The organism is Microbacterium sp. NPDC090225 (assembly GCF_044772365.1).
In the GTDB taxonomy this organism is placed as follows: domain Bacteria; phylum Actinomycetota; class Actinomycetes; order Actinomycetales; family Microbacteriaceae; genus Microbacterium.
The window spans coordinates 183,410-208,055 of the sequence record NZ_JBIVYS010000002.1; the positions used below are offsets into that span (position 1 = coordinate 183,410).

17 protein-coding genes and 1 other RNA gene are annotated in these 24,646 nt (G+C 70.8%); 14 read left to right on the forward strand and 4 right to left on the reverse strand.

Annotation, left to right across the window (positions count from 1 at the left end; all coding sequences use genetic code 11):
• Window positions 1-22: 22 nt before the first annotated feature.
• From ACIQTT_RS14805 to ACIQTT_RS14820, 4 genes are all read right to left on the reverse strand, one after another.
• Window positions 23-2,311: a transglutaminaseTgpA domain-containing protein gene (locus tag ACIQTT_RS14805; protein ID WP_402791681.1), complete on the reverse strand. Its 2,289-nt coding sequence runs from the start codon at window positions 2,309-2,311 to the stop codon at window positions 23-25.
• Entirely contained in the window at window positions 2,298-3,488 is a 1,191-nt protein-coding gene (locus ACIQTT_RS14810) for a DUF58 domain-containing protein (RefSeq protein WP_402791685.1), read from the reverse strand. Before ACIQTT_RS14810 ends, ACIQTT_RS14805 begins: the two co-directional genes overlap by 14 nt.
• Window positions 3,489-3,496: 8 nt before the next feature.
• Window positions 3,497-4,474 carry a MoxR family ATPase gene (locus tag ACIQTT_RS14815; protein ID WP_247625097.1) on the reverse strand — a complete coding sequence of 326 codons (978 nt, stop codon included), beginning with the start codon at window positions 4,472-4,474 and terminating at the stop codon, window positions 3,497-3,499.
• A 114-nt stretch (window positions 4,475-4,588) separates the two neighbouring features.
• Entirely contained in the window at window positions 4,589-7,483 is a 2,895-nt protein-coding gene (locus ACIQTT_RS14820; protein WP_402791689.1) for a DEAD/DEAH box helicase family protein, read from the reverse strand.
• A 50-nt stretch (window positions 7,484-7,533) separates the two neighbouring features.
• Here ACIQTT_RS14820 and ffs point away from each other — a divergent pair.
• From ffs to ACIQTT_RS14890, 14 genes are all read left to right on the forward strand, one after another.
• Window positions 7,534-7,630: signal recognition particle sRNA small type (ffs, locus tag ACIQTT_RS14825), an RNA gene on the forward strand.
• A gap of 41 nt (window positions 7,631-7,671) precedes the next feature.
• The gene (locus ACIQTT_RS14830; protein ID WP_402791692.1) at window positions 7,672-8,268 is read left to right on the forward strand and encodes a rhomboid family intramembrane serine protease; all 597 of its coding nucleotides are present in this window, start codon (window positions 7,672-7,674) and stop codon (window positions 8,266-8,268) included.
• 110 nt (window positions 8,269-8,378) lie between these two features.
• Window positions 8,379-8,945 (forward strand): hypothetical protein, encoded by a 567-nt coding sequence (locus tag ACIQTT_RS14835; protein ID WP_402791695.1) that lies wholly within the window; start codon window positions 8,379-8,381, stop codon window positions 8,943-8,945.
• Between the two features lie 76 nt (window positions 8,946-9,021).
• Window positions 9,022-11,139 carry a phosphate acetyltransferase gene (pta, locus tag ACIQTT_RS14840; protein WP_402791698.1) on the forward strand — a complete coding sequence of 706 codons (2,118 nt, stop codon included), beginning with the start codon at window positions 9,022-9,024 and terminating at the stop codon, window positions 11,137-11,139.
• Complete coding sequence (locus ACIQTT_RS14845; RefSeq protein WP_402791701.1) at window positions 11,136-12,356, forward strand: acetate/propionate family kinase; 1,221 nt, start codon at window positions 11,136-11,138, stop codon at window positions 12,354-12,356. Before pta ends, ACIQTT_RS14845 begins: the two co-directional genes overlap by 4 nt.
• 105 nt (window positions 12,357-12,461) lie before the next feature.
• Entirely contained in the window at window positions 12,462-13,223 is a 762-nt protein-coding gene (locus tag ACIQTT_RS14850) for a beta-phosphoglucomutase family hydrolase (protein WP_402791704.1), read from the forward strand.
• Window positions 13,220-15,727 (forward strand): glycoside hydrolase family 65 protein, encoded by a 2,508-nt coding sequence (locus tag ACIQTT_RS14855; RefSeq protein ID WP_402791707.1) that lies wholly within the window; start codon window positions 13,220-13,222, stop codon window positions 15,725-15,727. The genes ACIQTT_RS14850 and ACIQTT_RS14855 overlap by 4 nt, the downstream gene beginning before the upstream one ends.
• 68 nt (window positions 15,728-15,795) lie before the next feature.
• Window positions 15,796-18,162: a DNA polymerase III subunit gamma and tau gene (locus ACIQTT_RS14860; protein WP_402791710.1), complete on the forward strand. Its 2,367-nt coding sequence runs from the start codon at window positions 15,796-15,798 to the stop codon at window positions 18,160-18,162.
• A complete protein-coding gene (gene recR, locus ACIQTT_RS14865) occupies window positions 18,162-18,755 on the forward strand; it encodes a recombination mediator RecR (RefSeq protein WP_402791713.1) in 594 nt (197 codons plus the stop codon). Before ACIQTT_RS14860 ends, recR begins: the two co-directional genes overlap by 1 nt.
• Before the next feature lie 22 nt (window positions 18,756-18,777).
• On the forward strand, window positions 18,778-19,701 hold the full coding sequence (locus ACIQTT_RS14870) for a DMT family transporter (RefSeq protein WP_402791715.1): 924 nt from the start codon (window positions 18,778-18,780) through the stop codon (window positions 19,699-19,701).
• A 108-nt stretch (window positions 19,702-19,809) separates the two neighbouring features.
• A complete protein-coding gene (locus tag ACIQTT_RS14875) occupies window positions 19,810-21,090 on the forward strand; it encodes an aspartate kinase (RefSeq protein ID WP_247625086.1) in 1,281 nt (426 codons plus the stop codon).
• Between the two features lie 130 nt (window positions 21,091-21,220).
• Window positions 21,221-22,285 (forward strand): aspartate-semialdehyde dehydrogenase, encoded by a 1,065-nt coding sequence (locus tag ACIQTT_RS14880; protein WP_402791719.1) that lies wholly within the window; start codon window positions 21,221-21,223, stop codon window positions 22,283-22,285.
• A 165-nt stretch (window positions 22,286-22,450) separates the two neighbouring features.
• Window positions 22,451-23,878, forward strand: a complete 1,428-nt coding sequence (mqo, locus tag ACIQTT_RS14885) for a malate dehydrogenase (quinone) (RefSeq protein WP_402792571.1) — start codon at window positions 22,451-22,453, stop codon at window positions 23,876-23,878.
• Window positions 23,879-23,887: 9 nt separating this feature from the next.
• Window positions 23,888-24,514 (forward strand): thymidine kinase, encoded by a 627-nt coding sequence (locus tag ACIQTT_RS14890; RefSeq protein ID WP_402791722.1) that lies wholly within the window; start codon window positions 23,888-23,890, stop codon window positions 24,512-24,514.
• Window positions 24,515-24,646: the final 132 nt, after the last annotated feature.

Sequence of the window (24,646 nt, forward strand, 5' to 3'; positions counted from 1 at the left end):
ACGATCGGAACCGGCCGAAACACTAGGTCGCTGCGAGCGTGTCGACTCCGCGCGCGACGAAGAGCGAGCGCGGTACCAGGAGCGCCCGCGTGCGCGCCGGCGCATCGACGCTTCGGCGCAGATCGCGCAGCACGGTGCTCAGATCCGACGCGAGGTCGGCGGCGTCCGCTCCGGATCGGGCATAGGTCGCTCGCTCGACCGCGTCTGCCAGGCGTCCGATCGCCATCGCATCGACGCCACGTTCGCGGATCAACACCGCCGCACGCATCCGCGGCGAATCAGCATCCGACGGGGGGATGCCGAGATCGACGAGTGTGCTCCGTACCTCGGTCCACGCGGCGCCCGCGTCGCCGTCGCGCGCGCGATCCCGGCGACGGGCGCGCACGAGCGTGCGGATCAGCGCGGGCAGCAGCAACAGCACGATCGCGCCGAGAACGACGAACATCACCGGCGTCGGGTCGACCGTGCGCAACTCGCCCGAGGAGGAGCTGTTGTCTCCGGCATCCTGGCGGTCGACCTCCGGAGCCGTCGTCTGCTCGGCCTGCGGTGCGGCGGACTCCGGTGTACCCGACGGGGTGGTGCCCGAACCGGTGGAACCCGTCACCGCGGCGCGGAACTCGGTCGGCACGCCGAGCGAGGCCGTGGGCTCGAAGGGCACCCAGCCGATGCCCGGGAACAGCACCTCCGGCCAGGAATGCAGGCGATCGCTCGTGACCGAGTAGATCGACTCGTCGCCGCGCTTCTCGCCGGTGAGCGACCCTGGCAGGTACCCCACGACGATCCGGGTCTCCATCCCGAGGCTCTCCGCCATCAGGGCGAACGCGCCGGCGAAGTGCACGCAGTACCCCGAGCGCACGTCGAGGAACCGGGCGACGGCCTCGGCGCCCGTGCCGTCGAAGTCCTCCTCGACCGGGGTGTCGAGCGAGTACGTGAATTCGCTGCGGAACCAGTCCTGCAGAGCGAGCAGACGGTCGTAGTCGGTGCCCTCATCGGCGGTGACCTCGCGCGCCAGCTCGCCGACGACGGCGGGGATCTCGACGTCGTCGGTCTCGGCCGTGGACTCCGCCGCCGACGCCGCGCGGATCTGCTCGAGAGTGGGGTTCACACGCACCGAGGAGACCGTGTAGTCGGCGCCGACGGCATCCGCATTGCGCGAGACCAGCGTGCGGTTGTCGGGCATGACCCGCCACGCGCGGGGCACGCCCTGGATGTCGGTCGCGGGGTAGGGGACGGGCAACCACGAACTCGACATGCGGAGGATGCGGATCGAGGTCGTCGTCTCTGTCACCTCGACGTCCGCACTCCACTCGGGGTCACCGAACCCGTCGGCCTGCGACTGCAGGCCTCCGCGATCGGGCTGCCACACCTCTCCGTCGAAGTCTGAGAGGGTCGTGAGGCGCAGGTACGGAGCCGAGCCGCCCGCCGTCGCCACGGTCAGCACCTCGACGGGGTTGGGTTGACGCAGATCGTCGCCGAGTCGCAGCGATGCGTCGACCGTGATGCCCGTGCCGGTGCCGGTGAGCCCGGCGGCGAGCGGCAGACCGGGCGCGATGGCAAGGGTCACGGCGATGGCGGCGGCGCCGATGCCCACCGCGACGGATGCCGAGGTGCGGCGCGGCGTCTGCGGATCGGTGCGGGTGGCGTAGCGCAGCTGTGCGAGCACGAAGAGGGCGAACAGTACGAACCAGACCACGTTCGCGTCGCCGAGGGTGACGATCATCGGGATGGATCCGACGAGACCGACGAGGAGGATCGGGAGGATCGCCGCACGGGCGGCCGCGAGTTGGTCGAGCAGCACGGCGACGACCGCGAAACCGAGCGCCATCGTCGCGGCGAGCCCGCGCGAGGCGGCCAGCGGTGCAGAGCCGACCGCGACCTCCTGCCAGGCCGCTCCGGTCAAGGCGCCGAAGGCCGAGAGGGTGGCGGGTGAGGGGATGACTCCGAAGAAGGCGGTGTCGCCGGCCGTCACCTGGGTCACGAGCGCCATTGCGACCAGCAGCTGAACGATCAGGGTGCCGACATCTCGCAGCCATGCGCGGCGGTAGCGCAGCAGTACGCGCATCACGAGACCTGCGAGCGGGATGAGCGTGACCGCCGCGACGACCGCGAACGACCAGGCGCCCGCCTCGATCACCGAGGTGAAGGGCCACATCGCGACGAGGCCGCCGACCGCAGCGAGAACCGAGGGTGCGAGGATCGCCACCGGGGTCTCCTCGTCGCGGTGCCACGCGACCTTCGACCGGGAGCGCGCACGCGAGCGCGAACGGGACTGGCCGGAAGCGCTGCCCGGCACCTGCTCAGCCCGGAACATCGCCGACTCCGATCCGCTCCGGGAGGGCGTCCGCCCATGCCGCGGCCACGTCGTCGCCGAGCGGGGCGAACGACCAGCCATTGCGCGTCGCGGTCTCTGCCGCACCTTGCTCCGGGTCGGTGGCGAGCAGGATTCCGGCGGCCGCGCCGGCGGTGCGGAGCGTCGCGGCGTCGTCCTCCGACAGTCGGCCCGTGATGTACACCAGTGGGCCGGGAGGGGCGCCACCGATCAACGTCGTCACGTCGCGGTGGTCGCCGCGCGGGGCGATCAGCGCCAGGGCGACGAGCAGCGCATCGCGGTCGTCCTCATGGCCGCGCAGGGTGCCGAGCAGCACGCCCGCGCTGTCGATCACGTCGACTCCGTAGCCTTCGTCGGCGAGATGCACGGCCGACGAGGCGCAGAGCGAGACCGCGGCCTCGAACGCGGCATCCGCCTCGTCTCCCGGTCGATCCCACCGCTCGGCGCTGCGGTCGAGCACGACGATCGCATCGGGGCTCGACTCCTCCTCTTCCTGCCGCACCATGAGCTGCCCGCGGTGCGCGGTCGCACGCCAATGGATGCGGCGCATCGAGTCGCCCGGCAGGTAGAACCGGGGCGAGAGGTTGTCGGCGCCCTGGCCGAGACGCGTCGACGACGTGTGCGCCGTGCCCCCGGCCGCGCCGACGCGCACGGCGAGGGGCGCGAGCGCGAAGACCTCGGGCACGACCGTGACGGTGCGGGTCTCGCCGAACTCCTGCTCGCGCTGCGCGAGGCCGAAGGGATCGACGGTGCGCAGCACGAGCGGCCCGATCGGCCAGACGCCGCGACGCACGCCCGTGATGCGGTACCCGAGTTGCCCGGACTGCGTCGGATACTCGCCGCCGGCGTCACCGCTGACGGCGTCGGGCAGCGTGTCGTGCCACAGCGCGTGGGGCACACGCAGCGAGCGCAGGGCGAAGCGGATGCTGACGCGCGAGGTCTCCGACACCGTGAGCAGATCCGTCGAGACCTGTCGCGAGACGGTGCCCGTGCGCCGCGGCAGCCAGGCCATGAGCGCCGAGAAGCCGGTGAGGAGGGCGAGCAGGATGCCGATGTAGAGGAGGATCGGCGCGGCGACGAGGTTCGCCCCGATCACGCACAGCAGCGCCGCGACGAGCGCGCCCGCACCGCGGCGGGTCAGGGATCGACGGCGTCGCATCGCGCGCCTCAGACGCGGCTCGCGACGGGCACGCGCACGCGCTCGACGATGTGTGCGAGAGCCGTCTCGATGGGCTGTGCTCCCGCGCGGTGCGCACCGCGGGCGGGCAGCAGCCGGTGCGCGAACACCGGGATGAGGAGGGCGGTGACGTCGTCGGGGATCACGAAGTCACGGCCGTCGAGCGCGGCCCACACCTTCGCGGCACGGATCAGCTGCAGCGTCGCGCGGGGGCTCGCCCCGAGGTGCAGGCTCGGGTCGGTGCGCGTGGCCTGCGCGAGAGCGACCGTGTACTCCTCGAGCGCGGGCGCCACGTGCACGGCGCGGGCCCAGGCGATGAGCTGCGAGATCGAGCCGGCATCGGCGACCGCTGCGACGGCCGCGAGCGGGTTCACGACGTCGCGCTGGCGGATCATGAGGGCCTCGGCCGCGGCATCCGGGTAGCCCATCGAGATGCGCATCATGAAGCGGTCGCGCTGCGCCTCGGGCAGGGCGTACGTGCCCTCCATCTCGAGGGGGTTCTGGGTGGCGACGACGAGGAAAGGCGAGGGGAGCGGATGCGTCGACCCGTCGACGGTGACCTGGCGCTCCTCCATGGCCTCGAGCAGTGCCGACTGCGTCTTGGGTGAGGAGCGGTTGATCTCGTCGGCGATGACGATGTGCGCGAAGATCGCGCCGCGCTTGAACTCGAACTCACGGTCGACGGGGTTGTAGACCGAGACGCCGGTCACGTCGCCCGGGAGCAGGTCGGGGGTGAACTGGATGCGACGCACGGTCGCATCGACGCTGGCGGCGAGGGCGCGGGCCAGCATGGTCTTGCCGACGCCGGGCACGTCTTCGATGAGCAGGTGGCCCTCGGCGAGCAGGCAGATCAGCGCACTGCGCACCGCATCGGGCTTTCCGTCGATCACCTCTCCCACGGAGGCGAGGATCGCGGAGGTCTGGGCGGCGAACTGTTCGGCCGTGATCAGGGGGGAGTTGTCCGTCATGCGTTCCCTCTCGTCGGCGCTGCAGCGCGCGTTACTCGATCGTAACCCGCAGGGCATCCGCGTGGGGCTGGCAGATCGCTGTGCTTCCCCGGGCCGTCGACGCCCTCGGAAGTCTCAGCCCCAGACGCGGGCGCGGGGTCGTGCGACGTCGACACGGCCCTCGCTGCTCCGGGCGACGCGGAGCAGGGCGAGACCCTGCGCACCCTGCAGCTCGTGCAGCGTGCACATGCCGATGAGCTGCCGCCAGTGGCGCTCGAACACCTCGGCATCACCGCGCCGCCGCGCGATCGCGCGCGGCACCGGCAGGAGCGTGCGCCCCGGGGAGAGGCGGTCGGCGAGGCGTTCGAACAGGCGCGTGGACGCCGCGGCGCCGCGGTCGATCCGCAACAGGAAACGGGGAGTGCGCACCGCCGCGAACAGCTCTTCGACGGCATCCGTCACCACCTGACGATCCGCGGACGTGCCGCCCAGCTCGATGCGCACACGGGTGCGGTCGTCGTCGACGTGCGCGACGATGTCGGCGTCGTCGACGGGCCCGATCCGCCCCGCATCGCGGAGGGTGCGCGCGACGACCAGGGCCGCCAGCCGGTACACCTCGGCGGGGTGGCGGCGATCGCGCAGGCTACGCCCGAGCAGGGGGAGGAGCGTCGTCGCGGCGGCCAGCGCGCCGCCGGCCACGACGAGCGCGGCGCCGAGCGCCGGGTGCACCACGAGTCCCTGGCCCGCCAACACGGTGAGCAGCACGCCGACGCCGAGCGCCCCGCCCACGGCGGACGTCGCCCCGTCGGCACGCGCGACCTGGGCGCTGCGCAGCAGGGGAGCGGCCGCCGCGTGCCGCACCGTGATCTCGTCGCGCTCCCGCGACGTGTACGGCTCACCGATGCGCCATTCGGCGCGCGTGGTCGCCCGCGCAGGCCACGCGGCGCGCAGCAGATCGTCGACCCCGCGGATCGAGGCATCCGGATGTTTGTCGAGCACGGCCTCGAACTCCTGCGCCGCCGCCGAGGGCAGGGCGTGCGCGAGTCCGCTGACGATCCGGCCGTCTCGGTCGGCGTGCAGGCCCCACAGGTGCGAGTGCTTGCGGCGCAGACGATCCGGCTCGCTCGTGTCGTCGAGAGCGACGTCGGCGGGGATCAGACAGGCCACCGACCAGTTGTGCGCCACCTTCTCGGGCCACTCCGGATCGAGGCGCAGGGTGCGCCCCCGCAGCTGCTGCGTGGCGGATGACGTCGCGACGGCGGTGAGATCGATGAGCGTGTTCACGGCGGGGCAGTCCCATCCCTCACCGAGCAGGCCGCGGGTGCCCACGAGAACGCGCACCTCCCCGCGACGGATCAGCTCCGAGACCGCGGCGACGATACGTCCGCTGCCGGCGCCGGCCGCTCGTAGGTCGCTCGTGGCCCCGGCGGCGTCTCCGACGTCGACCGGCACGCCCAGCAGGTTCGTCAGCATCGGCGCGAGCGTCGCGGCGTCCTCGCCGCGCACGCGCAGGTACTGCGCGGTCAGCAGCACCGGCCGCAGCGTGGCGACCAGGGGGTCGGCGACGAGGGTGTCGAAGGTGCGCAGGGCCCCGGCCGCGGCATCCGCACCGCGTCGATTGCCGTGCGTCACGAAGTCGGTGACGACGACGGCACGGATGCGCTCGCCGTCGTCGCTCGCGAGCTCGCGGTGCAGGACCTCGACGGCCGCGGCATCCTTCGCCTCCGAGGATGCCAGCGTCGTCTCGACCGGGTTGCGGCCGCGGCGCAGCCCGCGATCGGTGAGCAGGTAGCCGAAGTCGGCGAGCGAGCGGCGCACGTGCTCCCACTGATTCGCCGCCGAGGGGTCGGCCAGCAGGCGCGCCTGCGCGAACCGCACGAGGACGGTGAGCAGATCGTCGGTCGTGCAGCGGTCGAGCAGCACGTGCGGGATGGCGGCGACGAGCGGATGCTGCGGCACGACCTCGCGCAGCACCACCGCGCACGAGCGAGTGAGGGCGAAGTCCGCGGAGAGCGCGCGGTCGATGCGGGCGAGCGGGTCGTCGTCGGCTGGTCCGCCCGCGGGCTGCAGTTGCTCCTCGAGAAAGGAGATGCCGTCTGCGGTCGACAGGACGTCGACGATCGTCGAGTGCAGCAGCGCCTCGTGCCGACGGATGAATCCGGCCTCGGCCGGTGTCGGCTCGGTGAGCAGCACGAAGTCGCGGTACGGCGCGAGGTGCCCCTCCTTCACCACCGCCGGGGTCGGGACCTCGTAGTCGACCTCACCGAGCAGCTGGCTGTAGTTCTCGTACTCCGTCTCGTCGTCGGGCGACGGCAGAGTGGCGGTGAGGCCGATCAGCAGCGGCTCGACACCCGTCTCGCGGATGCGCGCCGCGAGGTATGCGACGACCAGCGCCCAGTGGTCCAGCAGGTGGTGGCACTCGTCGAGCACGACCGTGCGCACCCCTGCGGCGACAAGGCGGTCGATGAGCGCCGTCGCGTTCGGATGCAGCACGCGCGCGAGTTCGGCGGGATTGCGCCGGGCGAACTGCGAACGCAACCGGCGCGTGCGACGACGGATGCCGGAGCGGTACTGCGCCGGGTTGTCGATCGCGAGCTCCGCGAGCCAGGTCGCGGCATCCGCTTCAGCCCGCCCCGCCTCGACCAGCTCCTCGGTCCACACCACCCGCGCCAGGTCGTCGAAGGGCGAGCCGTCGCCGGTGACGCCGAGCGCCTGGTACGTGAGAGCGGTGAGGTCGGCGATCCGTTCGGGGTCGTCCGACACGGTGTCGGCGTCGGGGGCGAGGTCGACGGCGGTGCGCAGCCACTGCTGGCGGATGGTGACGGTCGGGGCGAGCACGAGGGTCCGATGGCGTTCGCGGGCCGCGAGCAGCAGGCCCAGCAGGGTCTTGCCCGATCCGGGCGGGGCGACCACGTGCAGCGGGTCGCGTCCTCCGACCGGCAGGCGGGTGAGGACCTCGGCCTGATACGTGCGCAACTCGCCCGAGAAGATCCAGCCCGCGAGCGGGGTGGCGACGGGCTCGGGCGGCATGACCTCCCCAGTCTGTCAAAAGGTGGGCCCGCGCATCGGTTAGACTTGTCGACGGCTCTCCGCGTGGCGGCATCCAGGCCAATTCCCCCAGGGCGGAAACGCAGCAAGGGTAACCGGGCTCTGCTGGGTGCGCGGAGGGTCACTTTCTTTTTCAGCCTCCTCCGGGGCTGTCCTGTCAGGATCGTGATGTGACCGGCGCCACCACTCCTCCGCGGCAGAACGCTCTCTCGCGCTTCGCCTCTCCCGTGCTGCTCCTCGCCGCGATGTGGGCGATCCAGTTCGCCGACCAGCTCCTTCCCGGATCGTTCACCGGGTTCGGCATCCGTTCCTGGGATCCCGAGGGCCTGCTCGGCATCGTGCTCGGACCGCTGCTGCATGCGAACTGGGCGCATCTGATCGGCAACTCCGTGCCGTTCCTCGTACTCGGGCTGCTCGTCGCAGTCGAGGGCACCCGCAGATTCTGGACGGTGACCGCGATCGTCGCGGTCGTCGGCGGCCTCGGTACTTGGGTCTTCAACGCCCCGGGCACGGTGACGGTCGGGGCATCCGTGCTCGTGTTCGGCTACTTCGGCTACACGGTCGTGCGGGTCTTCGCGCCGGGCCGCGTCGCGCACCGCATCGGGTACGCCCTCATCGCGCTCGTCGTGATCGGCGTGTACGGGGCGACGATGCTCGCGGGCGTGGTGGGCGTGAGCCAGGGAATCTCGTGGCAGGCGCACCTGTTCGGGGCGATCGGCGGCGCGCTCGCCGTGTTCGTCGGGCGACGCGGGGGCTCCGCCGAGTGAGCGCGCCGCGGTCGCGCTCGCGCACACCCGCTCGACGCCGGAAGAAGCGTCGGCCCGCGGCCCGGCGCCGACCGGGCGTCCGCGCACGGGCCGCCCGGCGTCGGCGGCGGATGCTGGTGCTCCGGCGTGTGCTGATCGGGGTCGTCGCTATCGCGCTCTTCGCCGGGATCGCCGTACTCGTGCCGCTCGGGCTCGCGCACGAGAAGCCCCTCGCGATCTGCGCGAGCGATCCGCGCACGTACCCGTCGGCCGGGATCGAGGGGTGGCGCGGGGAGCAGCTCGAGAACGCCGCGACGATCATGGCGACGGCATCCGCCCTGGGGTTCGCGCGCGACGGGCAGATCCTGGGCGTGATGACCGCGATGGGCGAGAGCAGCCTGCGCAACATCGACTACGGCGACTGGGAGACGAGCGGATTCACGAACCCCGACGGCTCCCGCACCACGAGCATCGGCCTGTTCCAGCAGCAGGAGTGGTGGGGGAGCGTTGAGCAGCGCATGGATCCGGCCACGTCCGCGACGCTCTTCTACGAGCGGTTGGCGCGGGTGCCGGACTGGCCCGCGATGGACCCGTCGCTCGCGATCCACCGCGTGCAGATCAACCTCGACCCCACGTACTACTCGCGGTACGCGGCCGACGCGACCGCCGTCGTCGACGCGCTGTCGGCGCCGTGCTGACCTCCGGGCATCGAGTGGGGATTAACTCCGGTCCGCTCCCAGGGCGTGCCGAGTGAGGTTCGCCTAAGCTGGAGCCGTGGCGCGGAGCATCTACATCACCTCGGCCGAAGGTCATACCGGAAAATCGACGATCGCCCTCGGCGTGCTCGACGCGCTCATGCGGGTCACCCCGCGGGTCGGCGTGTTCCGGCCGATCGCGCGCTCGGTCACCGAGCGCGACGAGATCCTCGAGCTGCTGCTGGCCCACGACGGCGTGCACCTCGACTACGACGACTGCATCGGCGTCAGCTACGACGACGTGCGCCACGACCCGGAGCACGCGCTGTCGACGATCGTCGCGCGGTTCAAGGCCGTCGAGGCGCAGTGCGACGCCGTGGTCATCATCGGCAGCGACTACACCGACGTCGCCAGCCCCGCAGAGCTCGGCGTCAACGCCCGCATCGCCGCGAACCTCGGCGCCCCCGTGCTGCTCGTGCTGTCGGGGCGCGACCAGCAGCGCCAGGCCGAGCAGCTCGGGACGACGACCGCGCGGGTCCCGGCTGCGGTGGGGCAGATCGCCGCGCTCGCGCTCACGGAGCTCGAGCAGGAGCGCGCCGAGCTGTTCGCCGCGATCGTCAACCGTGCCGACCCCGCCGAGCTCGACGCGATCATCGAGGCGGTGCGCGGTGTGCGGCCCGAGAAGAGCACACCGGTCTGGGCGATCCCCGAGGACCGCACACTCGTGGCGCCGTCGATCCGCGGCATCCTCGCCGCCGTCGACGGCCGTCTCATCAAGGGCGACGAGGGGCGGCTGACCCGCGAGGCGCTCTCGATCGTCGTCGCCGGCATGTCGATGGTCAACGTGCTGCCGCGCATCACCGAGGAATCCGTCGTCGTGATCCCCGCCGACCGCACCGAGGTGCTGCTCGCGACGCTTCTCGCCGACGCCTCCGGCACCTTCCCCCGGGTCAGCGGCATCATCCTGAACGGGCCCTTCGACCTTCCCGAGCCCATCACGCAGCTGCTCGACGGGTTCCCCTCGACGGTGCCCATCATCGCCACCGATCTCGGCACCTACGACACCGCCGTGCGGGTCATGGGCGCACGTGGCCGGCTCTCCGCCGACTCGCGCGCACGGTACGACCGCGCGCTCGGGCTCTTCCAGACCCACGTCGACATCGCCGAACTCGCGACGGAGCTCGGGCTCGCCGAGTCGCGGGTCGTGACCCCGCTGATGTTCGAGTACGGGCTCATCGAGCGCGCCCGCGCCGATCGTCGGCGCATCGTGCTGCCCGAGGGCGGTGATGACCGCATCCTCCGTGCCGCCGCGACGCTGCTGGCCCGGGAGGTCGCCGACCTCGTGATCCTCGGCGACGAGGCCGCCGTGCGGGCGCGGGCCGTCGAGCTCGGCATCGACATCGCCGCGGCCCAGGTGATCAGCCCCACCGACCCCGAGTACGTCGCCCGGTTCGCCGAGGAGTACGCGCGACTCCGGGCGCACAAGGGCATCACCCTCGCGCAGGCCGCCGACACCGTGACCGACGTCTCGTACTTCGGCACGATGATGGTGCACCTCGGGCTCGCCGACGGCATGGTCTCGGGGGCGGCGCACACGACGGCGCACACGATCCGTCCCTCGTTCGAGATCATCAAGACGAAGCCGGGCGTGAACGTCGTCTCGAGCGTTTTCCTCATGGCCCTCGCCGACCGGGTGCTCGTCTACGGCGACTGCGCGGTGATCCCCGATCCCACGAGCATCCAGCTCGCCGACATCGCGATCTCGTCGGCCGCGACCGCCCGCCAGTTCGGGATCGACCCGCGCGTTGCGATGCTGTCGTACTCGACCGGCGAGTCCGGGTCGGGGGCCGACGTCGACAAGGTGCGCGAGGCGACAGCGCTCGTGCGCGAGCGCGCACCCGAGCTGCTCGTCGAGGGGCCGATCCAGTACGACGCGGCCGCCGATGCCGCCGTCGCGAAGGCGAAGCTCCCCGACTCCGCGGTCGCGGGGCGCGCCACCGTGTTCGTCTTCCCCGACCTGAACACGGGCAACAACACCTACAAGGCCGTCCAGCGCTCCGCCGGCGCGGTCGCGATCGGCCCGGTCCTGCAGGGACTCAACAAGCCGATCAACGATCTCTCGCGCGGCGCGCTGGTCGAGGACATCGTCAACACCGTGGCGATCACCGCCATCCAGGCGCAGGGAGAGACCGCATGAGCGCGATCCTCGTGATCAACAGCGGCTCGTCGTCGCTGAAGTACAGCCTCCTCGACATCGAGCGCGAGCACGAGCTCGCCTCGGGCCTCATCGAGAGGATCGGTCAGGACACCGGTGCGGCCTCGCACACGGTGCGACCCGACACCGATGCGGATGCCGTGCCCACGATGCTCGATGCGACGTACAGCGACGAGCGTTCGATCCCCGATCACCATGCGGCCTTCGCCGTGATGCTGGAGCAGTTCGCCGAGCACGGACCTTCGCTCGCCGAGCATCCGCCGGTCGCCGTCGGACATCGGGTCGTGCACGGTGGAGCCCGCTTCTTCGCACCGACCCTGATCGATGCCGACGTCGAGCGGCAGATCGAGGAGCTGTCGGTGCTCGCGCCCCTGCACAACCCGGCCAACCTCGCCGGCATCCTCGCGGCGCAGGCCGTCTTCCGCGGCGTGCCGCACGTCGCCGTCTTCGACACCGCGTTCCACCAGACTCTGCCGGCTGCCGCGTACACCTACGCGATCGACGCCGAGCTGGCGAAGCAGCATCGCGTGCGGCGCTACGGCTTCCACGGCACCAGCCACCAGTTCGTCAGCCAGTCGGCCGCGGCGTACCTCGGCCGCGATCTCGGCGATCTCCGCCAGCTCGTGTTCCACCTCGGTAACGGAGCGTCGGTCACCGCGATCGACGGCGGACGCTCGGTCGAGACGTCGATGGGGCTGACCCCGCTCGAGGGCCTGGTGATGGGCACCCGCTCCGGAGACCTCGACCCGGCGGCTCTGGTGCACCTGTCGCGTCGCGCCGGCCTGTCGATCAACGAGCTCGATGCGTTGCTCAACACCCGCAGCGGGCTGCAGGGCCTCGCGGGGCGCAGCGACATGCGCGACATCCTCGCGGGCGTCGATGCGGGGGAGGAGGCGGCGACCCTCGCCTTCGACGTCTACGTGCATCGGCTGCGCGCCTACGCCGGAGCGTACATCGCCCAGCTCGGCGGCGTCGACGTGATCTCGTTCACGGCCGGGGTCGGTGAGAACGCCGCACGCGTGCGCGCGGAGGCCCTCGCGACGCTCGGATTCGCCGGCGTCGAGGTCGATCAGGAGCGCAACGCCGAGCGCGGTCGCGGCATCCGGAGGATCTCCACGGATGCCTCGACGGTGACCGTTCTGGTGGTCCCGACGAACGAGGAACTGCAGATCGCCCGGCAGACCGCCGACATGCTCTGAGCGCACGCTTTCCACAGGGGTTACTCTGGGTCGCGGCTCCCCATTACGCTGTCATGGTGGCACGGAGGAGTGCCGAAACCCTCGACCTTCTCCCTGGAGGCTTCTGTGCCGGAAAACCTGCCCGATCTGCTCGCCGCAGAAGGGGTGCTGTTCGACCTCGACGGCGTGCTCACCCCGACGGCAGAGGTCCACATGCGGGCCTGGAAAGCCGTGTTCGACGACGTGTTCGCCGAGTGGGGCATCACGCCGGCCTACACCGACGCCGACTACTTCGACTACGTCGACGGCAAGAAGCGCTACGACGGCGTCGCGAGCCTGATGCACAGCCGCAACGTCGAGATCCCGTGGGGCGAGGTCGATGACCCGCCCTCGGCCGACACCATCTGCGGCATCGGCAACCGCAAGAACGACGCGTTCGCCGCCGAGCTGCGCCGTGACGGCATCGCCCCGTACCCGGGTTCGCTCGCGCTGGTCCAGCGTCTGCACGCGGCCGGGATCCCGCTCGGCGTGGTGTCGAGCTCGAAGAACGCCGAAGAGGTCCTCGCCGCGGCCGACCTCCGCTCGTACTTCCGCATCGTGGTCGACGGCGTCGTCGCCGAGCGCGACGGCCTCGCATCCAAGCCCGCCCCCGACATGTTCCGCGCCGGCGCGGTGGCGCTCGGCGTCGACCCCGCTCTGAGCGTCGCCGTCGAGGACGCGACCTCGGGCGCGGCGTCCGCATCCGCCGCCGGCTACGCGCACGTCGTCGGTGTCGACCGTGGCACCGGGGCCGACGCCCTGCGCGCCGCAGGCGCCACCGTCGTCGTCGACGATCTCGACCGCTTCCTCCCGACCACCCCGAACTCTGCACCGGAGACCACCGCATGATCGACCGCGACCGCTTCCCCGTCGACCCGTGGCGTCTCATCGAGACGCGCTACTCCGAGGAGGGCGTCGGGGAGACGCTCTTCTCCATCGGCAACGGATACCTCGGGCTCCGGGGCAATCACATCGAGGGCCGCGGTGCCCACGAGCACGGCACCTTCATCAACGGCCTGCACGAGACGTGGCCGATCCGTCACGCCGAGCAGGCCTACGGCTTCGCCGAGGTCGGCCAGACCATCGTCAACGCCCCCGACGCCAAGGTCATGCGGGTCTACGTCGACGACGAGCCGATCTCGTTCGACGAGGCGGACGTGCGCGAGTACCGCCGCACGCTCGACATGCGCACGGGCGTGCTCGAACGCCTCGTCGTGTGGGAGACGCCGTCGGGCAAGCGCGTGCGCATGCGCGACGAGCGCATCGTCAGCTTCGAGGAGCGCCACCTCGCGATCCTCCGCCTCGAGGTCGTCGTCGAGAACTCCGACGCCCCCGTCACGATCAGCTGCCAGATCCTCAACCGTCAGGACGGTGCGGGCGTGTACGCCGGCACCCCGACCCAGGCCCAGAAGCCGGGCTTCGACCCGCGCAAGGCCGAGAAGATCGCCGATCGGGTGCTCGAGCCGGGTGAGCACTGGCAGGACGGTCTGCGCTCGGCGCTGTCGTACCGCGTCGCCGACTCCGGCATGACCGTCGCCGTCGTCGCCGACCACATCGTCGAGACCGAGAACGAGTACAGCGCACGCGCGCTCGTCGAGGCCGACATCGCGAAGAACGTCTTCCGGGTTCAGGCCAAGGCCGGGGTTCCGATCACCGTCACCAAGCTCGTGAGCTACCACACCTCGCGCGGTGTGCCTCCGCGCGAGCTCGTCGACCGCTGCCGCCGCTCGCTCGACCGCGTCGCCGTCGAGGGCATCGAGACGCAGTTCCAGCGCCAGCGCGACTGGCTCGATGCGTTCTGGGAGCGCAGCGACGTGCAGATCGGCGGTCACGACGACCTGCAGCAGGCGACCCGCTGGTGCCTCCTCCAGCTCGCGCAGGCCGCGGCCCGCGCCGATGGCACCGGTGTCCCCGCCAAGGGCGTCTCGGGTTCGGGGTACAGCGGCCACTACTTCTGGGACACCGAGATCTACGTGCTCCCGTTCCTCGCCTACACGTCGCCGCAGTGGGCGCGCAACGCACTGCGAGCCCGGGTGCTGATGCTGCCGGCGGCCCGCCGGCGTGCGGCCCAGCTCAACGAGGCCGGGGCGCTCTTCCCCTGGCGCACGATCAACGGCGAAGAGGCCTCGGCCTACTACGCCGCGGGCACCGCGCAGTACCACATCAACGCCGACGTGAGCTTCGCACTGGGCAAGTACGTGCGCGCGACGGGGGACACCGAGTTCCTCCGCCGCGAGGGCGCCGACGTCGCGGTCGAGACCGCGCGTCTGTGGGCGACGCTCGGGTTCTGGCGCTCGGCGCAGGTCGTCGAGAACGCGGATGCCGCCGACGGTCTGCAGACCTTCCACATCCACGGCGTCACCGGTCCCGACGAGTACACCACCGTCGTGAACGACAACCTCTACACGAACGTCATGGCCCGCTACAACCTCCGTTTCGCGGCCGAGGTCGTGCGCGAGATCCGCGAGACGTACCCCGAGGACTACCGCGACCTCGTCGAGCGCACGGGTCTGTTCGAGGGCGAGGCGGAGTCGTGGGAGCGCGCCGCCGAGGCGATGTTCATCCCCTACAGCGAGAGCCTGGGCATCCACCCGCAGGACTCCCTGTTCCTCGAGCGCGAGGTCTGGGACCTGGCGCACACGCCGTCGTCGCAGCGCCCGCTCCTGCTGCACTTCCACCCGCTGGTGATCTACCGGTTCCAGGTGCTCAAGCAGGCGGACGTCGTGCTCGCGCTGTTCCTGCAGGGCAACCACTTCTCGCCCGAGGAGAAGCGCGCCGACTTCGACTACTACGACCCGCTCACCACGGGTGACTCGACGCTGTCGGCGGTCGTGCAGTCGATCCTCGCGGCCGAGGTCGGTTACCAGGACCTCGCGCTGAAGTACTTCGAGGAGTCGATCTTCGTCGACCTCCACGACCTGCACAACAACGCGGCCGACGGCGTGCACGTCGCCTCCGCCGGTGGCGTGTGGACCGCGCTCGTGTGCGGTTTCGGCGGCATGCGCGACTACGAGGGCGAGCTGAGCTTCGACCCGCGTCTGCCCGCGGCCTGGCCCTCGCTGACTTTCCCGATGAAGTGGAAGGAGTCCGAGGTCACGGTCACGATCACGGCCCACGAACTGCGTCTGCGGGTGCGCGCGGGTGCACCGGTGCCGTTCACGGTGCGCGGCGAGGCCTACATCGCGACCGAGGGTGAAGAGGTCGTCGTCCCGCTCGCCGATCAGGGCCCGCTGATCCCCGGTCGTCCGACGCTGCGTCAGTTCGCCGATGCCCGTCGTGAGGACGGAACGCGCCTCTCGGCATCCGTCCCGGTGATCACGACCTCGATCCCGGTGCTCGCACCGCCGGCGTGATCGCTCGCGGCAGGTGCGTCTCCGGACGCACCTGCCGCGATGTCCGTGGCACGCCGTAGGCTGTTGTGGTGACCACAGCCCTCTATCGCCGCTACCGCCCCGAGACGTTCGGCGAGATGATCGGGCAGTCCCAGGTGACCGATCCGCTCATGACCGCGCTGCGCGGCGACCGCGTCGGCCACGCCTACCTCTTCTCCGGCCCGCGCGGGTGCGGCAAGACCACGTCGGCGCGCATCCTCGCGCGCTGCCTGAACTGCGCCGAGGGGCCGACCGACGTCCCGTGCGGCACGTGCCCCAGCTGCGTCGAACTCTCTCGCGCCGGTGGCGGATCGCTCGACGTGGTCGAGATCGACGCCGCGAGCCACAACGGTGTCGACGACGCGCGCGACCTGCGCGAGCGGGCGACCTTCGCCCCCAGCCGTGACCGGTTCAAGATCTTCATCCTCGACGAGGCTCACATGGTGACGCCGCAGGGGTTCAACGCGCTGCTCAAGCTCGTCGAAGAGCCCCCGCCGCACGTCAAGTTCATCTTCGCGACGACCGAGCCCGAGAAGGTGCTCGGCACGATCCGCTCGCGCACGCACCATTACCCGTTCCGGCTCGTGCCGCCCGCGGCCATGCTCGAGTACGTCGAGAAGCTCTGCGTCGAAGAGGGCGTCGTGGTCGAGCAGGGTGTGCTGCCGCTCGTTGTTCGCGCCGGTGGCGGTTCGCCCCGCGACACGCTCTCGCTGCTCGATCAGCTCATCGCCGGTTCCGACTCGCCCGCGGGATCCGAGACGGTCACGGTCGCCTACGCGCGAGCCGTCGCCCTCCTCGGCTACACGCACGCCGCGCTCCTCGACGAGATCGTCGACGCTCTCGCGATCGCCGATGCGGCCACGGCGTTCCCTGCCATCGACCGTGTGGTGCAGACCGGCCAGGACCCGCGCCGCTTCGTCGACGACCTGCTCGAGCGCCTGCGCGACCTCATCGTGATCGCGGCCGTCGGCAACGGCGCGTCGGCGGTGCTCCGCGGCATCGCCGACGACGAGCTCGAGCGCATGCGCACGCAGGCGGCCGCCTTCGGCGCCGCACGTCTCTCGCGCACGGCCGACGTCGTCAGTGCCGCGCTCGACGACATGTCGGGAGCCACCTCGCCGCGACTGCACCTCGAGCTCATGGTCGCCCGTGTGCTGGCCGGGGGAGCGGATGCCGCGGCCGGTGCCGTGGCTTCCGGCGCCGCCGTCGCGCCCGCCGCAACCGCACAGCCTCAGGCTGCTCCGCGACCGTCGGCTGCACCTGCTGCTGCACCTGCACCTGCTGCTGCGCCTGCGGCAGCGCAGGCGCCCGCTCCGACGGCAGCTCCCTCCCCGGACGCGACGCCCGCGACGGCCGAGGTGGCTGCCGCCGCTGCACCGGCTGCTGCCGCCGAGCCCGTTACTGCCGAACCCATTGCTGCCGAGCGCGCGCACGCCGCCGCCGAGCCGGTTGCTCCCACCGCCGAACCCGCGCCCGCCGCCGCACCGTCCGGCCCGGTGACGTTCGATCGCATCGTCTCCGCGTGGCCGGCTGTGCTGACCCGCCTCGAGGGCATCAGCCGGTCGTCGTGGCTGGTCGTCACAGCGGTGCAGCCACTCGCCTACGACACCGAGTCCGAGGTGCTCACGATCGGGTTCGCGAGCCAGCACGATGTCGCGAAGTTCAAGGGAACGACTCCCGGCGCCGGCACGTCCGATCACCTGCGCACCGCGCTCCAGCAGGAGCTCGGTGTGGTCGTGAAGTACCGCCCGGCTCCGCTCCCCGCGGGGGGATCTCCGTCGTCCGGCGGCGCGCCGCGTTCGGGCGGATCCTCGGGGCCTGCCGGCGGCGCTCAGGCGCCGGCCGATCCCGCCCCGACGGAGCCTGCTCCTGCGGGGTCTTCCCGTACTCAGAGCCCGCGTCCCGCTTCCGCGTCCGCATCGGTGACCGAGTGGGCCGTCGCCACGATCCCGACCTCCGATGCGGCGCCCACCGCAGAGGCGGCGCCTCCTGCGCCCTCCCTGCCGGTCGACGACGAGCCCGAAGAGGTCGAGGCCGCGGCATCCGCTCCGGTCCCTCCGGCCGATGGCACGATCGATCGGGACGAGCCGCCGCTCCCGGGCGACGACGAGGTGCCATTCCCCGATGACGAGCCGCCGTACGACCCCTCGTACGAGCCGGCTCCGCACACGGCCCCGCCGGCACCGGTCGCCGCGTCGGCACAGGTTGCCTCCGTCGTCGCACCGTCTGCCGCACCCGCACCCGCACCCGCGAGCGCCCCGACGCGTGTCGCCTCGGCCCACGCCGCTCCGCGCGTCACCGAGCGTGCGCCGGCGCCCGGGGGAGTGCAGCGCTACGGTGAGGCCGTGATCCGCCAGGTGCTCGGCGCGACGTTCGTGCGCGAAGAGCCCTATGAGCCCCCGACGAGGTTCGCCTGATGTACGACGGAATCGTTCAAGAACTGATCGACGAGTTCGGGCGCCTGCCCGGCATCGGTCCGAAGTCCGCCCAGCGGATCGCCTTCCACATCCTGCAGACACCGACGTTCGACGTCGTACGCCTGTCGGAGCTGCTCAGCGACATCCGCACCCGCGTGCGCTTCTGCGAGGTGTGCGGCAATGTGGCCGAGCAGGAGCGGTGCGCGATCTGCCGTGACCCGCGCCGCAACCAGGCGCTCATCTGCGTGGTCGAAGACGCGAAGGACGTCGCGGCGATCGAGCGCACGCGCGAGTTCCGCGGGCTGTACCACGTGCTCGGCGGGGCGATCAGCCCGATCGCCGGCATCGGTCCCGACGACCTCCGCATCGCGCAGCTCATGAGCCGCCTCGCCGACGGAACGGTGCAGGAGGTCATCCTCGCCACCAATCCGAACCTCGAGGGCGAGGCGACCGCGAGTTACCTGAGCCGGTACCTCACCACGATGCAGATCACGGTCTCGCGCCTCGCCTCCGGGTTGCCCGTCGGCGGCGACCTCGAGTACGCCGACGAGGTCACTCTCGGTCGCGCGTTCGAGGGGCGGCGCGTGCTGTGACGATGCCTCGCGCGGCTCGGCGATGAACGCGCAGCACACCGGATTCTCGCAGCGCGGATGGCTGCTCTTCGGGGCGATGGCGCTGCTCTGGGGTGTGCCGTACCTCTTCATCAGCATCGCGGTGGAGTCGTTCTCGCCGCCCGCGATCGTCGCCGGTCGCACGCTCATCGCCGCACTCCTGTTGCTGCCCTTCGCCCTCCGCAGCGGCGCGCTGAAGGCGGCGTGGAAGCGCTGGCCCTGGGTGCTCGCCTTCGGCGCCATCGAGATGGCCGGACCCTTCGTGCTCCTCGGGCACGCGGAGATGACGCTGCCCTCGGGTATGACCGGTCTCCTCGTCGCGACCGTGCCGCTGTTCGCAGCCCTCATCGCGCTCGGCGGCGGTGACCGCGGAGTGCTCAGGCCCGCGCGATCCATCGGGCTGCTCGTCGGGTTCCTCGGTGTGGCGATCGTCGTCGCGGGTCCCGGCCTGTTCGGCGGCGAGGTCAGCCTTCTGGCCGCCGGTGAGGTGCTGCTCGTCGCGGTGCTCTACGCCACCGCCCCGTTCATCGTCGCGCGCAAGCTCACCGATGTGCCCTCGCTCGGAACGATCACGCTCTCGCTCCTCATGGTCGGCATCTTCTACCTGCCGATCGGCCTGCTCACCCAGCACGAGGTGCCGACCCTCCCCGCCATCGGTGCCCTGCTCGCCCTCGCGGTGATCTGCACCGCGGTCGCGTTCATCGCCTTCTTCGCGCTCATCCGCGAGGTCGGTCCGGTGCGCGCCCCACTGTTCACCTACGTGAACCCCATCGTCGCGATCGTGCTCGGTGCGATCGTGCTCTCCGAGCCACTCACCCCCGGGTTGCTGATCGGGTTCCCGCTCGTGATCGCCGGGTGCTGGTTCGCCGCCACCGGTGGACGGCTGCGGCCGGCGGCATCCGCTCTTCCTCCGCCCGCCGTTCCTTGATGCCCGTTCTCCTCCGGCCCTCCCGCGGCGTCACATGCGCAGCGGGGCATATGGCGCGATCGTAGAATGAGCGGTGGGCGGATCCGCCCGACATCCCCGGGAGTGAACGTGGCCCTCATCGTGCAGAAGTACGGCGGCTCATCCGTCGCCGACGCAGAGAGCATCAAGCGCGTCGCCAAGCGCATCGTCGACACCCGTCGTGCCGGTCACGACGTCGTGGTCGCGGTCAGCGCGATGGGCGACACCACCGATGAGCTCCTCGACCTCGCGAACGAGGTGGCGCCGATCCCGGCGCCGCGCGAACTCGACATGCTGCTCTCGAGCGGCGAGCGCATCTCGATGGCGCTGCTCGCGATGGCTATCCACTCGATGGGTTTCGAGGCGCGCTCCTTCACGGGCAGTCAGGCGGGCATGATCACCGACTCGCAGCACGGTGCCGCGCGCATCGTCGATGTGACGCCGATCCGTCTGCGCGAGGCTCTCGATGAGGGCGCGATCGTCATCGTCGCCGGATTCCAGGGCTTCAACCGCGACACCCGCGACATCACCACGCTCGGCCGAGGCGGCTCCGACACGACCGCCGTCGCCCTCGCCGCCGCCCTCAAGGCCGACGTCTGCGAGATCTACAGCGACGTCGACGGCATCTTCACCTCCGACCCGCGCGTGGTGCCGGGGGCGCAGAAGCTCGACCACGTCTCGAGCGAGGAGATGCTCGAGCTCGCGGCCAACGGGGCGAAGGTGCTCTACATCCGCGCCGTCGAGTACGCACGCCGTCACGGCGTGCTCATCCACGCCCGGTCGTCGTTCTCGTCGGCCGAGGGTACGTACGTTTTGGGCGAGGGCATGAAGAACCCCCGCGAAGCCGAGGGAGCAGCCATGGAAGAACCGATCGTCGCCGGCGTCGCCACCGACCTCAGCCAGGCCAAGATCACCGTCGCCGGTGTGCCGGACGTGCCGGGCAAGGCGGCGGAGATCTTCAAGATCGTCGCGAAGTCGGGCGCGAACGTCGACATGATCGTGCAGAACGTCTCCGCCACCGGGCGCACCGACATCTCGTTCACGGTTCCGAAGGCGGATGCCGCGGCGGCGCTGAAGGCTCTCGCCGGAGATCAGGCCGAGGTGGGCTTCCAGAACCTCGTGCACGACGACCAGATCGGCAAGCTCTCGGTCGTCGGCGCGGGCATGCGCACGCACTCCGGCGTCTCGGCCGTGCTCTTCGAGGCGCTGTCGGCCGGCGGCATCAACATCGAGATGATCTCGACCTCCGAGATCCGCATCTCGGTGGTGCTCCGCGGCAGCGACCTGCTCGAGGCCGCACGTACGGTGCACACCGCTTACGGGCTCGACGGCGACACCGAAGCCGTCGTCCACGCCGGCACCGGTCGCTGACCCGGCGCCCGGCCGTCCGGCTGCGCGATAGACTCGCCGGAACCCTGACATCGGCGCCAGGCGCGGCATCCGCATCCCGACGCCGCGCCTCGCGCCTCGTACGCAGTACCGCACGACGCCAAGGAACATCATGACCCACATCTCCGACTCAGGACTCTCCGTCGCCATCGTGGGCGCCACCGGCCAGGTGGGCACTGTGATGCGCGAGATTCTCGCCGAGAGGTCCTTCCCGATCCGCGAGCTGCGCCTGTTCTCGTCGGCCCGGTCGGCCGGCACGTCGATCGAGTACGGCGGCACGTCGGTGATCGTCGAAGACGTCGAGCACGCGGATGCCGCGGGCATCGACATCGCCCTCTTCTCGGCCGGCGCGACCGCCAGCCGCGCCTATGCGCCGCGCTTCGCCGCCGCCGGGGCCGTCGTGGTCGACAACTCGAGCGCGTGGCGCATGGACCCCGAGGTACCGCTGGTCGTCAGCGAGGTCAACCCGCACGCGATCGACGAGCGCCCCAAGGGCATCATCGCGAACCCCAACTGCACGACCATGGCCGCGATGCCGGTGCTGAAGGCGCTGCACGCCGAGGCGGGCCTCGAACGCCTCATCGTCTCGACCTACCAGGCGGTCTCGGGCTCCGGCCTCGCGGGTGCGCAGGAACTCCTCGGCCAGGTCGAGGGCGTGCTCGCCCAGGGAGACACCCTGCGCCTCGTGCACGACGGCTCGTCGGTCGACTTCCCCGAGCCCGAGAAGTACGTCGCCCCGATCGCCTTCGACGTCATCCCCTTCGCAGGCAACCTCGTCGACGACGGCGACAACGAGACCGACGAGGAGAAGAAGCTCCGCAACGAGAGCCGCAAGATCCTCGAGCTGCCCGATCTGCTCGTGGCGGGCACGTGCGTGCGCGTGCCGGTCTTCACCGGGCACTCGCTCTCGATCCACGCCGAGTTCGCGAACGACATCACGCCCGAGCGTGCCACCGAGCTGCTCTCCGCGGCGCCCGGCGTCGTGCTCGACGAGGTGCCGACGCCCCTGCAGGCCGCGGGCAAGGACCCGAGCTTCGTCGGTCGCATCCGCGCCGACCAGTCGGCTCCGAAGGGCAAGGGCCTGGTGCTCTTCGTCAGCAACGACAACCTGCGCAAGGGTGCGGCCCTCAATGCGGTGCAGATCGCCGAGATCCTCGCTGAGCGCCTGAGCGCCTGAGCGCCTGAGCGCCTGAGCGGGGCCGCGCGCCATAGCGCGACGGCATCCCCGCGATGCGGAAGCGGTCTGATCGGGTCGGCCCCGGTGGTCGGCCCGGTCGCGTCCGCGAACTAGACTGTCGTGGTGACCGAAACAGTCGATGTCGTCCTGATCGGTGGTGGCATCATGAGCGCCACCCTGGGTACTCTGCTGCACGAGCTGCAGCCGGAGTGGAAGATCGTCGCGTTCGAGCGACTCTCGGATGTCGCCCAGGAGAGCTCGAACCCCTGGAACAACGCCGGCACCGGGCACGCCGCCCTCTGCGAGCTCAACTACATGCCGCAGGGCACGGGTCCCCTCGACCCCGCCAAGGCCGTCTCGATCAACGAGCAGTTCCAGCAGAGCCGCCAGTTCTGGTCGTCGCTCGTCGACAAAGGCGTGCTCGACGCTCCCTCCACCTTCATCAACGCGACCCCGCACATGACGTTCGTGCGTGGTGAGAAGGACGTCGCGTACCTCAAGGACCGCTACGAGGTGCTCAAGAAGCAGCCCCTGTTCGACGGCATCGAGTACAGCGAGGACTCTCGCGTCATCAACAAGTGGGCGCCGCTGCTCATGCAGAAGCGTCGCAAGGGCGAACCCTTCGCTGCGACGCGCGTGCCCGCCGGCACCGACGTCGATTTCGGGGCCCTCACCCACCAGCTCTTCGACCACCTCACCGATTCGGGCGTCACGCTGCGCACGAACCACGAGGTGCGATCGCTCAAGCGGCAGAAGGACGGCACCTGGCTCGTCAAGTACCGCACGACGCTCGGCCGCACGCCGAACGAGATCAAGGCGAAGTTCGTCTTCGTCGGCGCGGGCGGATGGGCGCTCAAGCTGCTGCAGAACTCGGGCATCCCCGAGATCAAGGGCTACGGCGTCTTCCCGATCGGCGGCCAGTTCCTCAAGACCAGCAACCCGAAGATCGTCGAGCAGCACAAGGCGAAGGTCTACTCGCAGGCATCCGTCGGCGCGCCGCCCATGTCGGTGCCGCACCTCGACACGCGCGTGGTCGACGGCGAGGCCTCGCTGATGTTCGGGCCCTTCGCGACCTTCAGCCCCAAGTTCCTCAAGAACGGCTCGATGCTCGACATCGTCTCGCAGGTGCGCACGCACAACCTGTGGCCGATGCTGCGCGTCGCCTTCGCGAACCCCGACCTGATCACGTACCTCGTCGGCGAGCTCATGAAGAACCACCGCAAGAAGGTCGACAGCCTGCGCACGTTCATGCCGACGGCGAAGGACGAGGACTGGACGCTCATCGATGCGGGCCAGCGCGCGCAGGTCATGAAGAAGGACGCGAAGAAGGGCGGCATCCTGCAGTTCGGCACCGAGGTCGTCGCCGCGGGCGACGGGTCGATCGCCGGTCTTCTCGGTGCTTCGCCCGGTGCCTCGACGGCCGTGCCGATCATGCTCAACCTGCTGAAGACCTGCTTCCCCGACGACTACGCGGGCTGGGAGCCGAAGCTGCGTGAACTGATCCCGACGTTCGGCGAGCAGCTCAACAAGGATGCGGTGTTGGCGAAGGATTCGACGACGGCGACGGCGGCGACCCTCGGCATCAACGTCTGAGGTCGGCAAGTGGCGAAGCTCTACTTCCGCTACGGCGCGATGAACTCGGGCAAGTCGACCGCTCTTCTGCAGGCGGCCTACAACTACGAGGAGCGCGGGCAGCGGGTGCTGCTGGCCAAGCCCGCGATCGACACCAAGGGCGCGTCCGAGATCTCGAGCCGCCTGGGGATGACGCGCGAGGTGGACTTCCTCATCGCGCCCGGTGACGATGCGAAGCAGCTCTTCCTCGCGCGCCGCGACGACGCTCGGGCGCACGCCGACGACATCGCGTGCCTGCTCATCGACGAGGCGCAGTTCCTCACCCCGGAGCAGGTCGATGACCTCTTCCGCATCGCGGTCGAGGAGGGCATTCCGGTGCTCGCCTACGGCATCCGCAACGATTTTCTGACGCACGCCTTCCCCGGATCCGCTCGTCTGCTGGCGATCGCGCACTCGCTCGAGGAGCTCAAGACCATCTGCCGTTGCGGCCGGAAGGCCGTGTTCAACGGTCGGGTGATCAGCGGGCGCTTCGTGTTCGACGGAGACCAGGTTGCGATCGATGAGGGGGCCGACGGCCAGGCCGCTCCCGAGGTGACGACCTACGAGTCGCTGTGCGGCACCTGCTACCTCCAGGAGTCCGGCGGGCGCCTGGGCTGAGCCCCCCTCCTGCCGTCACTCGGGGGAGCGGTGATTCGTGTACCCGCGTTGCGTGGTCAGACCACACCGCGTAGAGTGTGGTCAGACCACAGCGCGGACCACCGATGGCCGCGCGCGGTGAGACCCAGGAGA